This is a genomic window from Pectobacterium brasiliense, from assembly GCF_016950255.1.
Lineage (GTDB): Bacteria > Pseudomonadota > Gammaproteobacteria > Enterobacterales > Enterobacteriaceae > Pectobacterium > Pectobacterium brasiliense.
Genome location: NZ_JACGFN010000001.1, coordinates 1,489,124 through 1,509,061, shown reverse-complemented (window position 1 = coordinate 1,509,061; position 19,938 = coordinate 1,489,124). Strand labels below are relative to the sequence as shown.

17 protein-coding genes are annotated in these 19,938 nt (G+C 56.3%); 10 read left to right on the top strand and 7 right to left on the bottom strand.

All coding sequences use genetic code 11. The features are described 5' to 3' along the window. Nucleotides 1-115: 115 nt before the first annotated feature. Both H4F65_RS06635 and H4F65_RS06630 read right to left on the bottom strand, forming a co-directional pair. Nucleotides 116-421: a putative quinol monooxygenase gene (locus H4F65_RS06635; RefSeq protein WP_010281423.1), complete on the bottom strand. Its 306-nt coding sequence runs from the start codon at nucleotides 419-421 to the stop codon at nucleotides 116-118. A gap of 47 nt (nucleotides 422-468) precedes the next feature. After that, complete coding sequence (locus H4F65_RS06630; protein WP_010281425.1) at nucleotides 469-1,326, bottom strand: MurR/RpiR family transcriptional regulator; 858 nt, start codon at nucleotides 1,324-1,326, stop codon at nucleotides 469-471. 327 nt (nucleotides 1,327-1,653) lie between these two features. Here H4F65_RS06630 and H4F65_RS06625 point away from each other — a divergent pair, with 327 nt between their 5' ends. The 10 genes from H4F65_RS06625 to iolB all read left to right on the top strand — a co-directional run bounded on the left by H4F65_RS06625 (nucleotide 1,654) and on the right by iolB (nucleotide 15,681). Next, complete coding sequence (locus H4F65_RS06625; RefSeq protein ID WP_010281428.1) at nucleotides 1,654-3,165, top strand: CoA-acylating methylmalonate-semialdehyde dehydrogenase; 1,512 nt, start codon at nucleotides 1,654-1,656, stop codon at nucleotides 3,163-3,165. A 187-nt stretch (nucleotides 3,166-3,352) separates the two neighbouring features. Next, nucleotides 3,353-5,284 (top strand): 3D-(3,5/4)-trihydroxycyclohexane-1,2-dione acylhydrolase (decyclizing), encoded by a 1,932-nt coding sequence (gene iolD, locus H4F65_RS06620; protein ID WP_010281431.1) that lies wholly within the window; start codon nucleotides 3,353-3,355, stop codon nucleotides 5,282-5,284. A gap of 754 nt (nucleotides 5,285-6,038) precedes the next feature. Beyond that, nucleotides 6,039-7,025: an inositol 2-dehydrogenase gene (gene iolG / locus H4F65_RS06615; protein WP_010281436.1), complete on the top strand. Its 987-nt coding sequence runs from the start codon at nucleotides 6,039-6,041 to the stop codon at nucleotides 7,023-7,025. An 80-nt stretch (nucleotides 7,026-7,105) separates the two neighbouring features. Further along, nucleotides 7,106-8,044, top strand: a complete 939-nt coding sequence (locus H4F65_RS06610; protein WP_010281437.1) for a substrate-binding domain-containing protein — start codon at nucleotides 7,106-7,108, stop codon at nucleotides 8,042-8,044. A 72-nt stretch (nucleotides 8,045-8,116) separates the two neighbouring features. Next, nucleotides 8,117-9,664, top strand: a complete 1,548-nt coding sequence (locus H4F65_RS06605; RefSeq protein ID WP_010281438.1) for a sugar ABC transporter ATP-binding protein — start codon at nucleotides 8,117-8,119, stop codon at nucleotides 9,662-9,664. Nucleotides 9,665-9,676: 12 nt separating this feature from the next. Next, nucleotides 9,677-10,708 carry an ABC transporter permease gene (locus H4F65_RS06600; protein ID WP_010281439.1) on the top strand — a complete coding sequence of 344 codons (1,032 nt, stop codon included), beginning with the start codon at nucleotides 9,677-9,679 and terminating at the stop codon, nucleotides 10,706-10,708. Between the two features lie 29 nt (nucleotides 10,709-10,737). Then, nucleotides 10,738-11,871: a Gfo/Idh/MocA family protein gene (locus H4F65_RS06595; protein ID WP_010281440.1), complete on the top strand. Its 1,134-nt coding sequence runs from the start codon at nucleotides 10,738-10,740 to the stop codon at nucleotides 11,869-11,871. Nucleotides 11,872-11,928: 57 nt separating this feature from the next. Next, complete coding sequence (locus tag H4F65_RS06590; protein ID WP_010281444.1) at nucleotides 11,929-13,833, top strand: bifunctional 5-dehydro-2-deoxygluconokinase/5-dehydro-2-deoxyphosphogluconate aldolase; 1,905 nt, start codon at nucleotides 11,929-11,931, stop codon at nucleotides 13,831-13,833. Between the two features lie 33 nt (nucleotides 13,834-13,866). Next, nucleotides 13,867-14,757, top strand: a complete 891-nt coding sequence (gene iolE, locus H4F65_RS06585; RefSeq protein ID WP_010281447.1) for a myo-inosose-2 dehydratase — start codon at nucleotides 13,867-13,869, stop codon at nucleotides 14,755-14,757. 87 nt (nucleotides 14,758-14,844) lie between these two features. Further along, a complete protein-coding gene (gene iolB, locus H4F65_RS06580) occupies nucleotides 14,845-15,681 on the top strand; it encodes a 5-deoxy-glucuronate isomerase (protein WP_010281449.1) in 837 nt (278 codons plus the stop codon). Between the two features lie 102 nt (nucleotides 15,682-15,783). On the opposite strand, the gene H4F65_RS06575 is transcribed toward iolB, so the two are convergent. From H4F65_RS06575 to H4F65_RS06555, 5 genes are all read right to left on the bottom strand, one after another. After that, nucleotides 15,784-16,104 (bottom strand): type II toxin-antitoxin system RelE/ParE family toxin, encoded by a 321-nt coding sequence (locus tag H4F65_RS06575; RefSeq protein WP_010281451.1) that lies wholly within the window; start codon nucleotides 16,102-16,104, stop codon nucleotides 15,784-15,786. Then, on the bottom strand, nucleotides 16,104-16,382 hold the full coding sequence (locus H4F65_RS06570) for a type II toxin-antitoxin system ParD family antitoxin (protein ID WP_010281452.1): 279 nt from the start codon (nucleotides 16,380-16,382) through the stop codon (nucleotides 16,104-16,106). The genes H4F65_RS06575 and H4F65_RS06570 overlap by 1 nt, the downstream gene beginning before the upstream one ends. A gap of 77 nt (nucleotides 16,383-16,459) precedes the next feature. Continuing rightward, the gene (locus H4F65_RS06565; protein ID WP_010281453.1) at nucleotides 16,460-17,149 is read right to left on the bottom strand and encodes an ABC transporter ATP-binding protein; all 690 of its coding nucleotides are present in this window, start codon (nucleotides 17,147-17,149) and stop codon (nucleotides 16,460-16,462) included. Nucleotides 17,150-17,170: 21 nt separating this feature from the next. Further along, nucleotides 17,171-18,868, bottom strand: coding sequence for an ABC transporter permease (locus H4F65_RS06560; protein WP_010281454.1), 1,698 nt, complete (start codon nucleotides 18,866-18,868; stop codon nucleotides 17,171-17,173). Further along, nucleotides 18,852-19,901, bottom strand: coding sequence for a Fe(3+) ABC transporter substrate-binding protein (locus H4F65_RS06555; RefSeq protein WP_010281456.1), 1,050 nt, complete (start codon nucleotides 19,899-19,901; stop codon nucleotides 18,852-18,854). The genes H4F65_RS06560 and H4F65_RS06555 overlap by 17 nt, the downstream gene beginning before the upstream one ends. Nucleotides 19,902-19,938 lie beyond the last annotated feature (37 nt).

The window sequence follows — 19,938 nt, the reverse complement described above, 5'->3', positions numbered from 1 at the left end:
AAAAATTGAGATTTTAGTTCAAAATAAATGAATTAAAATTTGGCGTGAAACGAAGCAGAATAGCGGGGGAATAGCGGCGATATTAGGCCGCCCTGCGACCTAAAGTCAGATTAATTCAAACGGTGGGGAGAGTACTGTCGAACGGATCCATCAGCAGGAAGGTGCACTCGGCACGCTGGTGGCTATTGATCATCGGAACCAGCCGCTGGAAATGCTCAGTCTGACAGTGAATATCCAGCGCGGCTCTATCCGGCCAGGTTTCGATAAAGGTGAAATGCCCCGGATCTTTCTGATTGATAAAAAGCTCATAGGAGATGCACAGCGGCTCCTGTCGGGTTTTCTCTACTAATTCGCGGTACAGCGGCATGACTGCCTCAATGCACTCAGGCTTAATAAAATCCTGTGCGATCACTTTAAGCATAAAATGGCTCTCCCTCTCTGTGAGTCCTGCTGGTTAAATGGTTCCGGCTAGCCGCGCTGCTGTTTTTCACTCTGATCTGCACCGTTTCCCTGTCTGTAGGCCAGCGATACCATCAGCGATTGCACCAAGCACAGCGTGGCAGACTGTGAACGGAACGCATCAACCTGCGCTTCCTTCACGACAAAGCAAACGTCACTGAGCGTTGCCAGCGGACTGATCTGACTGTCGGTAATCACGATTTGCCGCGCGCCGGCCTTCGCGGCCATCTCACTGACCATCACGGTTTCCTGTGAATAGGGCGAGAAGCTGATGGAAACCACCACATCGCGTGAACTGACACGGCTGAGCTGTTCGCGAAACATGCCTCCCAACCCGTTAACCAGAATCGGGCTGCTTTCCAAATGACTAAGCGCATAGGTGAGGTAAGTGGCGACGCTGAACGAACGCCGTAGCCCGACGATATAGATCGTTTCCGCCTGAGCCAGCAAATCGACGGCTTTTTGCAGATCCTCTTGTGGGGTACGTGCTGCTAGCTGTTGCATCGCCTGCGCGTTTGAGCGGGCAAACTCATGCAGAATATCCAGCGGCGTTTCTGGCACGGCGTCAGCTTCCATCGCTCGAAACAGCCGCGCTCGGTCAGTATAGCTGGCGGTTTCTTCCACCAGATTCATACGGAATAGCTGTTTCATTTCGTTGAAACCGCTGAAATCAAAGGCGTTGGCGAAGCGAATCAAGGTTGAGGGGGGAACGTCAGCGCGCTCGGCGATCACTGCGACGGTATCGAAAGCGATGCTGTTGGTGTTATCCAACACATAGTGCGCCACCTGCTGTAACCGCTTGCTGAGCGAATCATAACGCTCGCGGATCTGTTCCTGTAATTCTCTCAGGCTGGTTGCCATGGGCATATCGGGTTATCTCCCAAAGACGTATAAGAACCTATCCCATTAGGGCGATGTCATGACTGGCGCCTGAAACGGAACAGAAAATTCATTTCTGGATACGGCTGTTTTATCTGTACGACATTTCCGACGGCACACCTTTTATCGATAAGACTATTTTCAGAGGCTGCTCGCCTGCCTTTATGGACGGCTGTCTTCAAGTTTACATAAAAACTCGCAGCGGATCACAATAATCAACATTTATTTTATTTTTACGTTAAATGGAATATTCATTTCATATACTGTAATCCGATAGCAGCCGTTTGTCTCCTCAAAACCCACAAAGGTATAAACATGGAAACCGTATCTAACTTCATTCAGGGGGCGATTGCCTCCAGCAACAGCCAGCGCTACGCCGCGGTGTATAACCCTGCGACGGGCGAGCAGATTCGCCAGGTTGTGATGTCTGATAAGGCGGAAGTCGAGCAGGCTATTGCCAGCGCGGCGGCGGCATTCCCTGCGTGGTCAAAACACTCTCCGCTGCGCCGTGCACGCGTATTGTTTCGCTTCAAAGCGCTGCTGGAAGAACGCATGGATACGCTGGCCCGGCTGATTTCACAGGAGCACGGCAAGGTCTATTCCGATGCCGTGGGGGAGGTGACTCGCGGTCTGGAAGTCGTTGAATTTGCCTGCGGTATTCCCCATTTGCAAAAAGGTGAACACTCGGCGAATGTCGGTACCGGAGTGGATAGCCATTCACTCATGCAGCCGCTCGGCGTGTGCGTCGGGATTACGCCGTTCAACTTCCCGGCGATGGTGCCAATGTGGATGTTCCCGATTGCGCTGGCGACCGGTAATACCTTTGTGCTTAAGCCGTCGGAGAAAGATCCGTCGCTCTCGCTGCTGTTAGCGCAACTGCTGAAAGAAGCGGGTCTGCCGGACGGCGTGTTTAACGTCGTTCAGGGCGACAAAGAAGCGGTGGACGTTCTGCTGACCGATCCGCGCGTGCAGGCGGTGAGCTTTGTGGGCTCGACGCCGGTGGCGGAATACATTTATCAGACGGCGTCGGCGCACGGTAAACGCTGCCAGGCGCTGGGCGGGGCGAAAAACCACTGTATCCTGATGCCGGATGCCGACATGGACATGGCGGCCAGCGCGATTATGGGCGCGGCGTTTGGTGCGGCGGGCGAGCGTTGTATGGCGTTGTCGGTGGTGGTCGCCGTTGGTGATGACACGACGGAAGCGCTGCATCAGCGTCTGAGTGCACAGATCAAAGCAATGCGCGTTGGGCCAGGTCTGGTTGACGGGCAGGAAAATGAAATGGGGCCGGTGATCAGCGCGCCGCACCGGGCGAAGATTGCCGACTATATTCAAAGCGGTGTCGATCAGGGTGCGACGCTGCGTATCGATGGGCGCACGCTGTCCGTACAGGGGCACCCGCAAGGCTACTTCATCGGGCCGACGTTGTTCGACAACGTCACGCCAGAGATGAAGATCTATCAGGAAGAAATTTTTGGCCCGGTGCTGTCCGTAGTACGCGTGCCGGATTACCAGACGGCGGTGACGCTGATTAACAACCATGAATACGGCAACGGCACCGCTATTTTTACCCGCGATGGTGAAACGGCGCGTCAGTTCTGCGAAGAGGTACAGGCCGGTATGGTCGGCGTGAACGTACCGATTCCGGTACCGATGGCGTTCCACAGCTTTGGCGGCTGGAAACGTTCCATTTTTGGGCCGCTGAATGTCCACGGCAATGATGGCGTGCGCTTCTACACCCGTATGAAAACCGTCACTAGCCGCTGGCCCGCCAGTGTCCGTCTGGAACACCACACCAGCAGCTTCGTCATGCCCACGCTGGAGTGAGGATGTATGTCACGTTGGTAACGATAACAAGAGTCGAAAATGGGCTGCATCAATAATGTGTAGTTTTAGGGGGAACACGGGGATGAGGTTCCCGCAGGGACACCTCGCCCCGTGGTATACCCGTGTATCTCTATATTGCAGCAGGGATCAGTCGTTTTAATCCTCCCTTACGTGAAGGAGTAGATCAATGGATACGTGTCGCATCACCATGGCGCAAGCGCTGGTCAGGTTTCTCAACCAGCAGTACCTCAGCGTAGACGGTGAAGAATCCCCCTTTGTGCAGGGCGTTATGACCATTTTTGGTCACGGCAATGTGCTGGGCATCGGTCAGGCGCTGGAGCAGGAGGCGAATCGTCTCACCGTGCATCAGGGGTGCAACGAACAGGGAATGGCGCACATCGCGGTCGGATTCGCTAAACAGCACAAGAGGCGGAAAATCTATGCGGTGACCTCATCGGTGGGGCCGGGGGCGGCAAATATGGTAACTGCTGCGGCGACCGCCACCGCCAACCGCATTCCGGTGCTGCTACTGCCCGGCGATCTCTTCGCCTGCCGTCAGCCGGATCCGGTTCTGCAGCAGGTCGAGCAATATCACGATCTGTCGATTAGCACTAATGACTGCTTCAAACCCGTTTCCCGCTATTGGGATCGCATTAATCGTCCTGAACAGCTGATGAGTGCGCTGATTAATGCCATGCGTGTGCTGACCGATCCGGCCGATACTGGCGCGGTAACGCTGTGTTTACCGCAGGATGTGCAGGCGGAAGTCTGGGATTATCCGGTATCGTTCTTCCGCAAGCGCGTCCATCACCTTGAACGCCGTCCGCCGGATGCGGCACGGCTGGATGAGGCGGCGGCGCTGATTGCGAGCAAGCGCCGTCCGATGCTGATTTGCGGCGGCGGCGTACGTTATTCCGGCGCGCATGATGCGCTGGCGCAGTTTGCTGAGCAGTTTGCGATTCCGTTTGGCGAAACGCAGGCGGGCAAAGGCGCGATTATTTCCTCACATCCGCTGAACTGTGGCGGTATTGGCGTGACGGGTGGGCTGGCGGCGAATCGACTGGCACAAGAGGCGGATCTGATTATCGGCGTCGGGACGCGTTTAACCGATTTTACCACTGGCTCCAAGTCGCTATTTCAGAACCCGAACGTCGAATTTTTACTGCTTAACGTTGCCGAGTTTGATGCGCTAAAACTGGATGCGTTACCCCTGATCGCCGATGCGCGCGTCGGGCTGGAGGCGCTGGCCGAACGGCTGGCGACGGCGTCGTATCGTAGCGGCTGGCAGCAGGCCGTTGAACAGGCGCGTGTGGAATGGGAGCGCGAGCTACAGCGATTGTTTACCGTGCAGGACAAAGGCGAACTGGTGCCGGAAGTGGTGGATGGTCTGGAAGACAAACTGGATGAATATCGCCAGATGTTGAATACCCATCTGACGCAAACGCGCGTGCTGGGCATACTGAATGAAGAGCTGGAAGATAACGCGGTTGTGGTGGGCGCGGCGGGCTCGTTGCCGGGCGATCTACAGCGCGTGTGGCAGGTGAAAACGCCGGACAGTTATCATCTGGAATACGGCTACTCGTGTATGGGATACGAAATTGCGGCAGCGATTGGTGCACGCCTTGCGGCACCGCAACAGCCGGTCTACGCGATGGTCGGCGACGGTTCCTATTTGATGCTTCACACCGAACTGCAAACGGCGGTGCAGGAGGGCATCAAAATCACCGTGCTACTGTTCGACAACGCGGGTTTTGGCTGTATTAACAACCTGCAAATGAGTCAGGGAATGGGCAGCTTCTGTACGGAAAACCGCTACCGTGATACGGAATCGGGGCAACTGCGCGGTGCACTTATTCCGGTGGATTTTGCCAAGAATGCGGAAAGCTACGGCTGCAAAGCGTGGCGAGTGCACGATGAAGCCTCGCTCAGGCAGGCTCTGGTGGAATCACGCCAACATGCGGGGCCGGTGCTGCTCGACATCAAGGTGCTACCGAAGACCATGACGCACGGCTACGAATCCTGGTGGCGCACTGGCACGGCGCAGGTTGCGGATAATCCAGAGATTGAATCTGCGGCCAATAACGTGAAAGCCGCGCTTTCCCGCGCACGGCAATATTAGGTGATCTCCCCAGCATCACTGTCTCTTAGTTACAATGATGTAGGGGCGCTAGTGGGGTTGGGCGTTATCGGGCGTAAAAAATTATGCTGAGGAGATAGCAGGCTTAGGATGAGCCGCATGGACGCGGCGAAAGCTTGCGCCACGTCGGGAACGTGTCGCAAGCGGTCCGTGAAGCCTGATACCTACGAAGGCATCGCGCCGCGACATAATTTAGCCGAAAGCCAGGGTTCACAGGGCGACGGCAACTGAGCCGCCCTGTGTCGGGCGCGTGCTACGAGGTGGCATGGAATGGCTGTATTGTAGCGCACGAAACGGTCTCTGAATCTGCATAAAATGTGATGAAGAGACAGTCTGTGCAGATGAAGTTTGCGATCTGTAGTGTTGCCTAATCCTTCCCTATACTCCTGAATCAATCTGAAATATCCATTTCATTTTCAAACCACGGTTTCATTTTCCTTCCTGCTGTGCGCTAGCGTCTGACTGTTCCTCTGACATTCCGGTATACCGCCACAGACATGCTCATTCGATGTGTGATTGGGGTTGCAGAAAACAGCGAAGATGTCATGAAAATGTTAACTGGCGCGCAAAAACATAATTTTCAATTTATACAAAACTGAAATAAATGTTTTATTTTACCTATCAGGATTCGCGGTAAAGAGCGGGTGATGATGGGGCTGGGGAGAATGCGACTAGCCGTTATCCGTCACTTTTTCAGTCTGGCATTAAACGCCACTCAGGCAGCAAGGGAGCACCTATGTTTAACATCGCTTTACTGGGCGCGGGCCGCATCGGTCAGGTCCATGCAGTGAACATCGCGGCACACAAAGAAACCAACCTGTACGCGGTAGTCGATCCCAACCCAACCAATGCCACGGCGCTGGCTGAACGCTACCACACCAAAGTGCAAACCGTGGATGAGGTCATGAACGATCCGGCGGTACACGCCGTCCTGATTGCGTCCGCGACCGACACGCACGCCGACCTGATTGAGCTGGCCGCCAAACATGGCAAAGCCATTTTCTGTGAAAAACCGGTGCATCTGGATATTGCCCGCGTTCGCGATTGCCTGACCGTCGTCAAACAGCAGAACGTGCCGTTGTTTGTCGGTTTCAACCGCCGCTACGACCCGCAATTCCGCCGTGTCAAAACGCTGGCTGGCGAAGGCAGCATCGGCAAGCCGGAATCTCTCCTGATTATCTCCCGCGATCCGTCGCCGCCGCCTGCCGAGTACGTCCGCGTTTCCGGCGGGATGTTCCGCGACATGACGATCCATGATTTCGATATGGCGCGTTTCATTATGGGCGAAGAACCCGTGTCGGTCTTTGCGCAAGGCAGCAATCTGGTCGATCCGGCGATTGGTGAAGCGGGCGACATCGATACCGCATTCATCGTGCTCAAATTCGCCTCTGGCGCGATGGCGACCATCGTCAACAGCCGCCGCTCCGGCTACGGCTACGATCAACGCCTCGAATTGCATGGCGCGAAAGGCGTGCTCAGCGCAGGCAACATCCGCGAAAACGTGGTTGAGCAGTGGACCGACGACGGTTGTCTGGCGGCGAAACCCGAATATTTCTTCCTGCAACGCTATCACGCCGCCTACGCGGCAGAGTGGCAGCACTTTGTCGACGTGCTGAATGGCCGCACGCAGCCGGAATGCTCCGGGCTGGACGGTGAGCGTGCGCTGAATCTGGCGGATAAAGCCTTTGAATCACTGGCTCAAGGCAAGGAGGTCGCCGTGTAACCGTATCGGCATCGGCACATCGCGTTTTACCTGCTTTCAACCCTACACCCATACTCATAACAGAAGCAGAGAAAAGACATATGAAAAAGATCATCAGCGTTTCCGCAATCGCCATCGCACTGGGTCTGTCTGGTTTTGCTCAGGCCCAAAATGAACAAATCGTTTTCAGTACGCCGAATCTCGCTATGCCGTTTGAAGTACATATGCAGCGCACCGCTGTTAAAGCCGCCAAAGAACTGGGCGTGAATTTGCAGGTGTTGGATGGGCAGGGTAGCTCACCGAAGCAGGCCGCCGACTTGGAAAATGCCATTACGCGTGGGGCGCAGGGCTTTGTTGTATCGCCGAATGACGTTAACGCCGTGTCCAGCGCTGTTACCGACATTCAGGATGCCAAGCTGCCCGTGGTGACGCTGGATCGTTCGGTAAAAACGGAAAAAGAAGTGCCGCACTTTGGTGCCAATAACTATAAAGGCGGTCAGGCGATTGCCGACTATGTCAAAACCAAATTCCCAGATGGTGCAGAGATCATTCTGCTGACCGGTCAACCGGGTTCGTCTTCTAACATCGAGCGTACGCAGGGGATTCGCGACAGCCTGAAAGCGGGTGGCAGCAAATACCACATCGTTGCGGACCAGACAGGGAACTGGATGCGTTCCGAAGGGATGCGCATCGTGGAAAGCGTTTTTCCTTCGCTGCCTAAACGCCCACAGGTGATCCTCTCTGCGAATGACGACATGGCGTTGGGCGCGATTGAAGCGTTACAAGGGCAAGGCCTGAAACCCGGCGACGTGATGGTGACCGGCTTTGACGCCGTGCCGGAAGCGCTGGCTCGCGTGCGAGACGGCTGGCTGGCTGTGACTGCCGATCAACGTCCGGGTTACGCGGTGACCACTGCGTTGACACAGTTGACCAATAACATCCGCAGTAAAGCGCCTATCACCGGGGCAGACTACCAACCGACCATGATTACCAAAGATAACCTGAACGATGCTGAACGTATTGGCGAAGCGGGTAAATAAGTCGTTTTCTACGTAATCAATAAAGGTATTCAGCAGGCCGCGTTCGCGCGGCCTTGCGGGAGGAAGGTAAACATGACGGAACCCCTACTGAACATTACCAACTTGGCAAAGAGCTTCTCCGGTGTTTGGGCGCTGAGCAACGTACAGCTGACCGTGCAGCCGGGAGAGATCCATGCGCTATTGGGAGAAAACGGCGCGGGTAAATCGACGCTGTTGAAGGCGCTGGCAGGGGCGCAGCCGCAGACCAGCGGCGACATCTGGTTTGGCGGCGAGACGCTGTTACCGCTCGAATCGCCCGTTGAGCGCCAAAAGCGGGGGATTATCACCATTTATCAGGAATTTAATCTGCTGCCCAATATGAGCGTGGCGGAGAACATGTTCCTGGGACGCGAGCCGCAGAGCAGCGGTGTATTCGTGGACGCGCTGGCGGTGAATCGCGAGGCGAAAGCGGTACTGGACTATCTGAAATTGAACATTGCGCCGACGACGCAGGTGGCGCGCTTGAGCGTGGCACAGCAGCAGATGGTGGAGATCGCCAGAGCGCTGACGCTGAACGCCAAGCTGATTGTGATGGATGAACCGTCGGCGGCGCTGAGCGACAGTGAAGTCGACAGCCTGCACCGTGTGGTGCGCGAATTGAAAGGACGTGGCGTGAGCGTGGTGTATGTCACGCACCGGCTACACGAAGTCTTCCAACTGTGCGATCGGTTTACCGTGTTTCAGGATGGCCGCTACACCGGTTCGGGCGATGTCGCCAGCACCAATGTGCAGGAGATTATTCGCCTGATGGTCGGCCGTGACGTGGTGTTTAACCGCCGTCCGCCTTCGGAAACGCATCATCAGGATAAGCCGGTACGGCTGGCGGTGAAGGGCTTAAGCCGCGAAAAACCGCCGCTGGATGCGCACGGTATCGCGCTGAAAGACATCAACTTCCAGGTGCATGCGGGCGAAGTGCTCGGTATTGCCGGGCTGGTAGGCGCGGGACGCACGGAAATCGCACGCTGTCTGTTTGGTGCAGACGCGTTCTCTACCGGTGAATTTGTGCTGGATGACGAACCCTATTATCCCTCAACGCCGCTGCATGCACTGTCGCAAGGCATCGCGTTGGTGCCGGAAGATCGTAAGAAAGAGGGGGCGGTGCTGGGGTTGTCGATCAGGGAAAACATCTCGCTTTCCAATCTCTCATCGCTGATGCGCTGGCGCTGGTTTGTCGACACCCGTAAGGAGGACGACCTGATTGAGGCCTACCGTCAGGCGCTGCACATCAAGATGGTGAACAGCGAGCAGGAAGTGCGCAAGCTGTCGGGCGGTAACCAGCAAAAAGTGATTCTTGCCCGCTGTATGGCACTGAATCCCAAAGTATTGATTGTGGATGAGCCCACGCGCGGCATCGATGTCGGCACCAAGTCTGAGGTGCATCAGGTGCTGTTCGATATGGCGAAACGGGGCGTCGCCGTGATTGTGATTTCCTCCGACCTGCCGGAAATCATGGCGATTTCCGACCGCATTATCACGCTCAGCGAAGGGCGGATTAGCGGGGAAATTCATGGCGATGACGCCACAGAAGAAAAACTGATGACGATGATGGCCATTTGCCACGACGCATTACACGCAGCATAACGGAGGTGACGCATGTCCCAGCAGCCGCTTTCTAAGAGCATTACGCCGTCCAATCCGCGTGGACGTTTTGACCCAATCGCCTTTTTTGAACGCTTTGGCGTATTTATTTTCATGATTCTGCTGCTGATCTTCTTTCAGTCGCAGAACAGCAATTTTCTGTCTGAGCGCAACATCACCAACATTCTGACCGAAGTCTCCATCTACGGCATCATGGCTGTGGGGATGACGTTCGTCATTCTGACTGCGGGGATCGACCTGTCCGTCGGCTCGATTCTGGCGGTGTGCGCCATCACCGCCGCCTCGGTCATTAAAGGTGACAACTTCACCACTGTCGATCCGGATGCCTGGTACGGTTTGAGCTGGCTGGTCGCGTTGGGCGTCTGTCTGGCGATGGGTACCTTCATTGGTTTCCTGCATGGTTTGGGTGTCACCAAACTGCGTCTGCCGCCGTTCATCGTCACGCTGGGCGGGATGACGATCTGGCGTGGATTAACGCTGGTGATGAACGACGGTGCGCCGATTGCTGGCTTTGACCCTGGCTATCGCTGGTGGGGGCGAGGCGAGATCCTGGGTATTTCGGTACCGATCTGGATCTTCGCACTGGTTGCTTTACTGGGTTATCTGGCGCTGCATAAAACCCGCTGGGGCCGCTTTGTGTACGCCATCGGCGGCAACACTGAAGCCGCGCGGCTTGCTGGGGTGAACGTGCAGCGTGTGCTGGTCAGCGTTTACGTCGTGATTGGCTGTCTGGCAGGGCTGGCGGGCTTCATTCTCAGCGCCCGTCTCGGTAGCGCAGAAGCGGTCGCGGGGATCACCTTCGAGCTGCGCGTCATCGCCTCGGTGGTCATCGGTGGTACCTCGCTGATGGGCGGCTACGGCCGGATCAGCGGCACCATTATCGGCTCGATCATCATGGGGATTCTGATTAACGGACTGGTGTTGATGAACGTATCGGCCTACTACCAGCAGATTATTACCGGGTTAATTATCGTGCTGGCCGTGGCGTTCGACACCTACGCCAAGAGCCGTCGCGGCGCTATCTGAACCGACTCTTTTTTCGCACCGAGGTGGATATGAAGGATGTACGCATTGGGTTAATCGGCACCGGCTATATCGGTCGTGCGCATGCCATCGCCTACGCACAGGCAGCGACGGTCTTCCCGCTGAAAGGCAATCTGGTGAAGGCGATGCTGGCAGAAGTGTCGCCGGATCTGGCGGCCAAACGGGCGCAGGAGTTTGGCTTCCTGCGCTCAACAGGGGACTGGCGTGCGCTGGTGGCGGATCCAGACATTGACGTGGTGGATATCTGTGCGCCGAATTTTCTGCATAAGACGATGGCGATGGCGGCTATCCAGCACGGCAAGCACGTTTATTCGGAAAAACCACTGGCGCTGAACGCGCGTGATGCCCGAGAAATGGTTGACGCCGCGCAGCAGGCGGGCGTGAAAACGCTGGTGGGCTTCAACTACATGAAGAACCCGACCTCACAGCTGGCCAAAGAGATTATCGCCAGCGGCGAGATTGGCGAAGTGGTGCATTTTTACGGCACGCATAACGAAGATTATCTGGCCGATCCGAACAAACCGGCCGACTGGCACTGTTTCAAAGAAACGGCTGGGCTGGGGGCGCTGGGGGATCTGGCGGCGCATATCGTCAACATGGCGCAATATCTGGTGGGTGATATCGCCAGCGTCTGTGGTGACCTGCAAACGGTGATTGCGCAGCGTCCGACGGCGCCGGGCAGCAGCGAATTAGTACAGGTGGAGAATGAAGATCAGGCGCATGCAATGGTGCGGTTCGCCAGCGGCGCTCGCGGTGTGATTGAAACGTCGCGCATCGCCTGCGGCCGAAAAATGGGCCTGACCTATGTCGTGACCGGCACGAAAGGCACGCTGAGTTACACGCAGGAACGCATGGCGGAGCTGAAACTCTATCGGCATGACGAACCGGAGAACCGGCAGGGATTTAAAACGCTGCTGACCGGGCCGCAGCATCCTGACTATGCGGCTTTTTGCGCCAGCGCCGGACACGGTATTGGATTTAACGATCAGAAAACGGTGGAGGTGCGCGATCTGATCGACGGTATTGCGGCTGACGTCCCGATGTGGCCGGATTTCGAAGAGGGCTGGAAAGTCTCGCGAGTTCTGGATGCGATCATGCAGTCACACGAAACGGCGCGCTGGGTGAATGTGGATGAGGTGGGCTAATACGTCAGCTGACGTGATTTCTTCTTTTTTTACGCGATTTTTACAGGATTGGCCGCTATGAATAAGGAAAAGACGTTTGATGTGATTTGCATGGGGCGCGTTGCTGTCGATCTGTACGGGCAGCAAATCGGCGCGCGTCTGGAAGATATGGGCAGTTTTGCCAAGTATCTGGGCGGGTCGTCCGGCAACGTGGCTTACGGCACGGCGCGACAGGGGTTACGTTCTTCTATGCTGGCGCGGGTGGGCGATGAGCATATGGGGCGCTTCCTGCGTGAAGAGTTGAATCAGGTTGGCTGCGACACCAGCCATTTGATTACCGATAAGGAACGTCTGACTGCGCTGGTGCTATTGGGCATTAAAGATCGCGATACCTTTCCGCTGATTTTCTACCGCGATAACTGCGCCGATATGGCGATCTCACCGGAAGATTTCACCGAGGATTACATCGCGTCGTCACGCTGTCTGGCGATTACCGGCACGCATCTCTCTCATCCGAACACGCGTGAAGCGGTGCTAACGGCGCTGCAATACGCGCGGCGTAACGGGGTGAAAACGGCGTTGGATATCGACTACCGTCCGGTGCTGTGGGGGCTGACGTCGCTGGGCGATGGCGAAACGCGTTTTGTTGAAGCGCAGGCGGTCACGGAGCAGTTGCAGCAGGTGCTGTCGCTGTTCGACGTGATTGTCGGCACCGAGGAGGAGTTCCATATTGCGGGCGGCAGCACGGATACCTTGCAGGCGCTGCGCACGGTGCGGCAGCACACGCAGGCGGAACTGGTGTGCAAACGCGGGGCGCTGGGGTGCTCGGTGTTTAGCGACGCGATTCCTGACCATCTGGATAAAGGCATCACGATCAAAGGCGTGCGCGTGGATGTGCTGAACGTGCTGGGGGCAGGCGATGCGTTTATGTCCGGCCTGCTGCGTGGCTACCTCAACGGCGAAGGCTGGGAGAAAGCCTGTGCATACGCTAATGCCTGCGGCGCGCTGGTGGTATCACGCCACGGCTGTGCGCCAGCCATGCCAAGCAAGATTGAACTGGATAACTATTTAGCCCGTGCGGCGAGCGTCCCACGTCCTGATTTGGACGAAGAGCTTAACCACCTGCATCGTGTTACGACACGTCGTAAACAGTGGCATGAGCTGTGCGTGATCGCGTTCGATCACCGTAGCCAGTTGGAAGATATGGCGCTGAACTGCGGCACGGAAATCAGCCGTATTCCGGCACTGAAAAAGCTGATTCTGCGTGCCAGCTATGACGCGGCACAACAGGCAGGGCTGGAAGGCAAAGCGGGTCTGCTGTGCGACGGCACGTTCGGACAGGATGCGCTGAATGACATCACCGGAAAAGGCTGGTGGATCGGCCGGCCTATTGAGCTGCCGGGATCGCGCCCGTTAATGATGGAGCGCGGCAATATTGGCTCACAGCTGGTGAGCTGGCCGCTAGAACATGTCGTGAAATGTCTGGTGTTCTTCCACCCGGAAGACGCTCATGCGCTACGGCGCGAGCAGGAAATGAAGGTGATGGAGGTCTATCAGGCCTGTCGTCAATCCGGCCATGAACTGCTGCTTGAAGTCATTCTGCCTGCGGGGATGCCGCACAGTGATGCGCTTTATCTGCGCGCGATCCAACGCTTCTACAACCTCGGCGTACGGCCGGACTGGTGGAAACTGCCTCCGCTGTCCTCCGAAGGCTGGGCGCAACTGACACCGCTGCTGGCGCAGCGCGATCCTTACTGTCGGGGCGTGGTGATTCTGGGGCTGGATGCGCCGCTGGAAACGTTGCAGCAGGGATTCAGCGCTGCCGTAGGCTTCCCGATTGTGAAAGGTTTTGCTGTCGGTCGTACCTTGTTTGCCCAGCCAGCACAAAAGTGGCTGCGTAACGAGATCGATGACGCCGAATTGATTGAGCAAGTTAAACATAACTATCTGCAACTGATTGCCGTCTGGCGTCAGCGCGGTTAACCCGTTTCTATGTGTTTGAATAAGGGACATAACATGAGCGTTCAACTTGGTATTAATCCACTCACCTGGACCAATGACGATCTGCCTTCTCTGGGCGCGGACACCCCGCTGGAAACCTGTCTGAGCGAAGGGCGGCAGGCTGGTTTCGCCGGTTTTGAATTAGGTAATAAATTCCCGCGTCAGGCCAGCGTGCTGGGGCCGATCTTGCAAGCGCACGATCTGCGCTTAGTCTCCGGCTGGTACTCCGGCGAACTGCTCACCCGCTCAGTAGAAGAAGAGATTGAAGCGGTGCAGGGACATCTGGCGTTGCTGCGCGACCTCGGCGCGACGGTACTGGTGTTTGCCGAAGTGACGGGCGCGATTCACGGCGACCAACAGAAACCGGTCCATCTGCGTCCGCGTTTCCCCGAAGAACGCTGGCCGGAATACGGCAAAAAGCTGACCGAGTTTGCGCGCTACACGCAAAGTCAGGGCGTGCAGATTGCCTATCATCACCATATGGGTACGGTGATTGAAAGCGCGCAAGACGTGGATAATCTGATGGAACATACCGGACCGGAAGTCGGGCTGCTGCTGGATACCGGACACTTTACGTTCGCGGGTGCCGATCCGGTTGCGGTGGCGAAGCGCTGGATTCACCGCATCAATCACGTTCACTGCAAAGACATTCGTCCAGACGTGCTGAAAGACGTGAAAAACCGCAAGACCAGTTTTCTGGACGCAGTGCTGAGTGGCGTCTTTACCGTGCCGGGCGATGGTTGCGTCGATTATCCGGCGGTGTTCAGCATCCTGAAAGCCCATAACTACAGCGGATGGCTGGTGGTCGAAGCGGAACAGGATCCGGCTGTCGCGCACCCGCTGACGTACGCGACACTAGGCTACAATAACTTGCAGCGTTTCGTCCAGCAGGCGGAATTGATCTGATTCGTGGTGATATCCCCCGCATCGTCACGCTGTCAGCAGACCAACGTACAGGCAGCGTGAAGTCGGGGGAGATAAAGGAGGCAAAAGATGTCCCGACTGTTATCACGCCATCGGGCCCCTGACGAACATGGCCGTACGCAGCACATCACGCCGGAAACGGCGGGCTGGCGATACGTGGGGTTCGAGGTATATCAATTGGCACCTGAGCAGGTGTTATCGCTGCCCGCCAGCGATAACGAACGCTGTCTGGTGGTGGTCAGCGGCAAGGCAACGGTTGTCACGCCGGGTGAGCGCTTTGAGCAGATTGGCGACAGAATGAGCCCGTTTGAGCGCAGAAAACCCTATGCGGTTTATGTCACGACGGGAGAGACGATTACGGTGACGGCGCACACCGCGCTGGAACTGGCCGTTTGCGCCGCACCGGGGTTCGGCACATATCCGACCCGGTTGATCGCCCCGCAGAATATCGACGCCGAGCAGCGTGGCGTCGGTAATAACCAGCGCTATGTGCATAATATTTTGCCGGAGGACAAAGCGGCAGATAGCCTGCTGGTGGTCGAAGTGTACACCGATGAAGGCTGCACCAGCTCTTATCCCAGCCACAAGCACGATGTCGATAATCCGCCGCAGGAAACCTATCTGGAAGAAACCTACTACCATCGTTTGAACCCAGAACAGGGATTCTGCCTGCAACGCGTCTATACCGATGACCGGTCATTAGATGAATGTATGGCGGTCTACAATAGGGACGTGGTGCAGGTGCCGCGCGGCTACCATCCGGTCGCCACCCTTGCAGGCTATGACAGCTACTATCTGAATGTGATGGCTGGCCCGATGCGCCAGTGGCGTTTCACCTGGGAAGCGGATCACCAGTGGATCAACAGTCCCGAGTATGCGGATAAACACGGGCAGGGCAAAGCGTAGCGATACAGGCCAACGAACGTGAAAATGGGCAGTGGCTTATAGATAACCTGTAGGTTACTGCCATAATGTACTTGGGAAAGTTAGCTCGCTAACCCAATATATTTAATCAGTTTCATCTGACAGCAGGTCGATTTCATAATCCTGTCCGCCATGCCAAATGCCCAGAACCGTTACCGTTTTTTTCTCTTTTTCCACCATAAAAGCAATGAGTGTTCGTTTGCTGTGATTAGTGACACGCAGTCCAGGAAAAATATCGTTGCGCTGGTTTCCTCTTTCAGGAAATAACTCAAGCGATTCACAATAACTGATAATGCTTTCGGTATAGCTGAGTGCGGTTTTGGGTGACGAAACCCTCGCGATATAGCGGTATAATGCTGCGAGTTGTTCCTCCGCTTCCGGTGCGAATTCGACCCTATAATCCATTACTTTTCTCCGGTCATCTTCCTGAACTCGGCTTTTAATCTGTTCCTCATGTCGCTACTGCTGAGGCTTTCTGTTTCACCGCGTTGCAGCGCGTTCCAGGCGGGAACGACTTGTTCCTGCAACCAATTCTCTACTGCATTGTCGCGTGCAATCAGCGCTCGAAGTCCTTCCCGAATAACCTCACTTTCTGACGCGTACTCACCGCTGGCAACTCGTGCTTTCACTTGCGCAGCCATTTCATTTGGCAACGTTATACTCATCTGCTGTGTTGTTCTCATTATCTACCCCTTCAACATACCGATAGGATTTAATCATACTCATTATTTCCCATCTTGTCAGGGGTGAACCACCTGAATCAGACGTCTCGGTTCACCGAAATATTATCGAGTTTACCTGCTTTCAAATAGCCAATGTGGCTGGCCATCAGTTCGGCTTCCTGTTCGCTGTGCGTGACTAAGAGCGCGGTTTGTCCGGCGTCGCGCAGGATGTCGCGCACTTCCTGTCCCAGTCGTTTGCGGCTGTCGGGATCGAGGCTGGATAGCGGTTCGTCGAGTAGCAGCACAGCAGGTTGCGGGGCCAGCGCCCGCGCGAGTGCAATACGCTGCTGTTGTCCGCCGGACATCTCATGCGGGTAGCGCTGTGCCAGCGAGACAAGATCGACCAGCTCAAGCATGGCGCGGACGCGCGATTGCTGGAGATCCTTCGGCTGCTTTCTCAGGCCGAAAGCAATATTCTGCGCGGCGGTCAGATGGGGAAACAGCGCGTAGTCCTGAAACACCATCCCGACGTTGCGTTGTTCCGGCGGCAGATGCACGTCCGGGCCCGCCACACAGCGTCCGCCGACGTGAATCGTTCCCTGAGTCAGGTGCTCAAAACCCGCAATCGCGCGTAAAGCCGTGGTTTTACCGCATCCTGATGCGCCCAGCAGACAGGCCAGTTCACCCGCGGTAACTTCCATAGAAAAACCGTTCAGCACGTGATGCACATTGTGCTTGTGCCCGTAGGCGACGTGGACATTATTCAGAACGAGTGTAGCCTCAGACACCTTGACTCTTCCTCATGATTTTCATTCTTTCTCAACCGACGTTTTTAGCTGGCTGCGAGCCAGCAGCACAACGGGCAGCGTACCCGCCAGCACGATCAGCAGTGCTGCAATCGCGCCTTCTTCGTAGGTGCCTCTGGCGGCTTCGGCATACAGAACGGTCGCCAGCGTTTCGAAATTAACCGGCCGCAGCAGCAGCGTGGCGGGGAGTTCTTTCATCGCGTCGGCAAACACCAGCAGCGCACTGGTCACCAGCGCGGGGCGCAGCAGGGGAAGGTGTACGCGGAAAAAGGTGACGAATTCACTTTCGCCCAGCAGACGCGATGCCTGTTCCATCACGGGCGGAATGCGCGTTAGCCCCGCATCAAGCGCACCAATCCCAATCGCCATAAAGCGAATGGCGCAGCAGACTACCAGCAGGATACCGACGGAAAGCAGCGGCAATCCCTTATAGCCTATCAATCCAGCGAGAAAATTATCCGTCGCCATGCCGGGCGTCAGCAGGCCAATCGCCAGTACCGTACCGGGCACGGCATAGCCCAGCGAGGCGATTCTCAGTATCGTGCGGCGGCGTTCTTGTGAACGGTCAGTGATAGCTGAATGACGGGCATACCACGCAATAATCAGGCTAACGAACGTGACGACCAGCGTGACGCCAACGGCCAGCAGCAGCGAGTTCTGCAATGACTGTATCAGACCCGCGGAGATCGTCACGCTATCGCCCAGCCGTTTAGCGCTTTCCCATGCCAGAAAGAGGGCAGGGGCGATGAAGCCGAGCAGGATAGGTAATGCGGTCACACCGGTTGCTAACCAGGCACGTACGCCTTTCAGCGGTGCGGGCATGATGCCGCGCATTTGTCGGCTGGTGCCGTAGCGCTGGTTTTTCCGGCCGTAATATTCCAGCGTCAGCAGCAGGATAACGACCGTCAGCATCGTGCAGGCAATCTGCGCCGCGGCGGGTAAATCCGAACGGGTGACCCAGGTGGTGTAAACCGTCACGGTCAGCGTATTCACCCCAAGGAATTCGGAGGCACCAATATCATTCAGCGTTTCCAGCAAGGCCAGACTGGTGCCGACGGCCAACGCAGGGCGCGCCATTGGCAGGGCGACGTGCAGGAAAGTGCCCGTTGCGCTCAATCCTAGCGTGCGTGCGGCTTCCAGCAAGTGTGCTGGCTGACTGATAAACATCGCGCGCATGGTTAGATAAACGTACGGATAGAGCACCAGACCGAGTAGCAGAATCGCGCCCGTCATAGATCGCAGATCCGGCAGGCGGAACTGACGCGGACTGTCGTAACCCAGCAGACTGCGGATCGCTTCCTGAATCGGCCCTATAGGATGCAGCAGATCGAGCCAGGCAAACGCGACAATATAAGTTGGCATCGCCAGCGGTAGCAGCAGCGCCCAGCTAACGACCTGTCTGCCGGGGAAATCAAACGCGGTCACCAGCCAGGCGCAGCCTGCGCCAATCACCATGACGAGTGCGCCGACGCCGACGAGCAGAATGAGCGTGTTGAGTGCGGCATCGGGCAGCACGTAGCGCATCAGGTGATCCCAATGGCCAACACCCGCGCCAGCCGCTAGCCAAAGCAGGGAAACCAGCGGGGCCAGAACACCGAGTGCAATGATGACGGCGGCGATGCGAAGCGGAGAAAAAAAGAGGCGCGGCCGCCCGAAGGCGCCGCGCAGGGTTGACGAACCGGTCTTATTGATCGAATCCAACTTTATCTACCAACTGACTAGCCTGTTTACGGAATTTAACGATGTCAGTCAGCGGAATGCTATCCACATTCACCTCACCAATCGTGCTGCCGATGGTGGAGTCCAGCGCGACACCTTTACGAACCGGATATTCGTAGTTCGCCTGTGCATAGATCTGCTGAGCGGGTGCGGAGACCAGATATTCCATCAATTTCACGGCTTGATCTTTATGTGGTGCGTGGCGTGCAACGGCAGCACCGCTGATATTGACGTGCGTACCGCCGTTCTCAAAGGTTGGTTTGACGACCTTGATGGCATCGCCCCATTTACGGGCATCGGTGCCTTCTTTGGCGTTCTTCATATGGCCGACATAATAAGAGTTCGCGAGACCCACATCGCAGATGCCGCCGAGGATGTCGCGTGCGACGTCGCGGTCACCGCCCGTGGCTTTACGCGCCAGATTGTCTTTCACACCGCGCAGCCAGGTTTCAGTTTTGGCTTCACCATGATGTGCGATCATCGCTGCAATCATTGCTGTGTTATACGGGTGCTGGCCTGCACGCAGGCACACTTTGCCTTTCCACTTAGGATCGGCCAGATCTTCATAGTGGAAGCTATCCACCGCTAAACCTTTCTCCGCGTAGAGCACGCGAGCACGCATCGACAGACCGAACCATTGGTTATCTTTGTCGCGCAGCGCCGCCGGGATAGCCTCGGTTAATGCACTGGACTGAATCGGCTGTGTAACACCGGCTTCTACCAGATCGATCAGGTTACCGGCATCAACGGTCATCAGCAGGTCAGCCGGTGAGTTCTGGCCTTCTGCCTTCACACGCTCCAGCATGCCGTCCTTGATGAACACGGTATTCACTTTAACCGACGTCTCTTTGGTGAACGCATCCAGCAGCGGCTGAATCAGACCAGGCTCACGCGTGGTGTAGAGAGTCAGAGAATCATCTGCGGCAACAGCAGGCAGGGCATAGGCCACCATCAGGGATGAAGCCAGCGTCAGCAGGCGCGCTTTTTTGCGCAGAACAGACAGCGTTTTTGACATGTTATTATCTTCTCCAGAGTGAATGTGATGCGTAAAT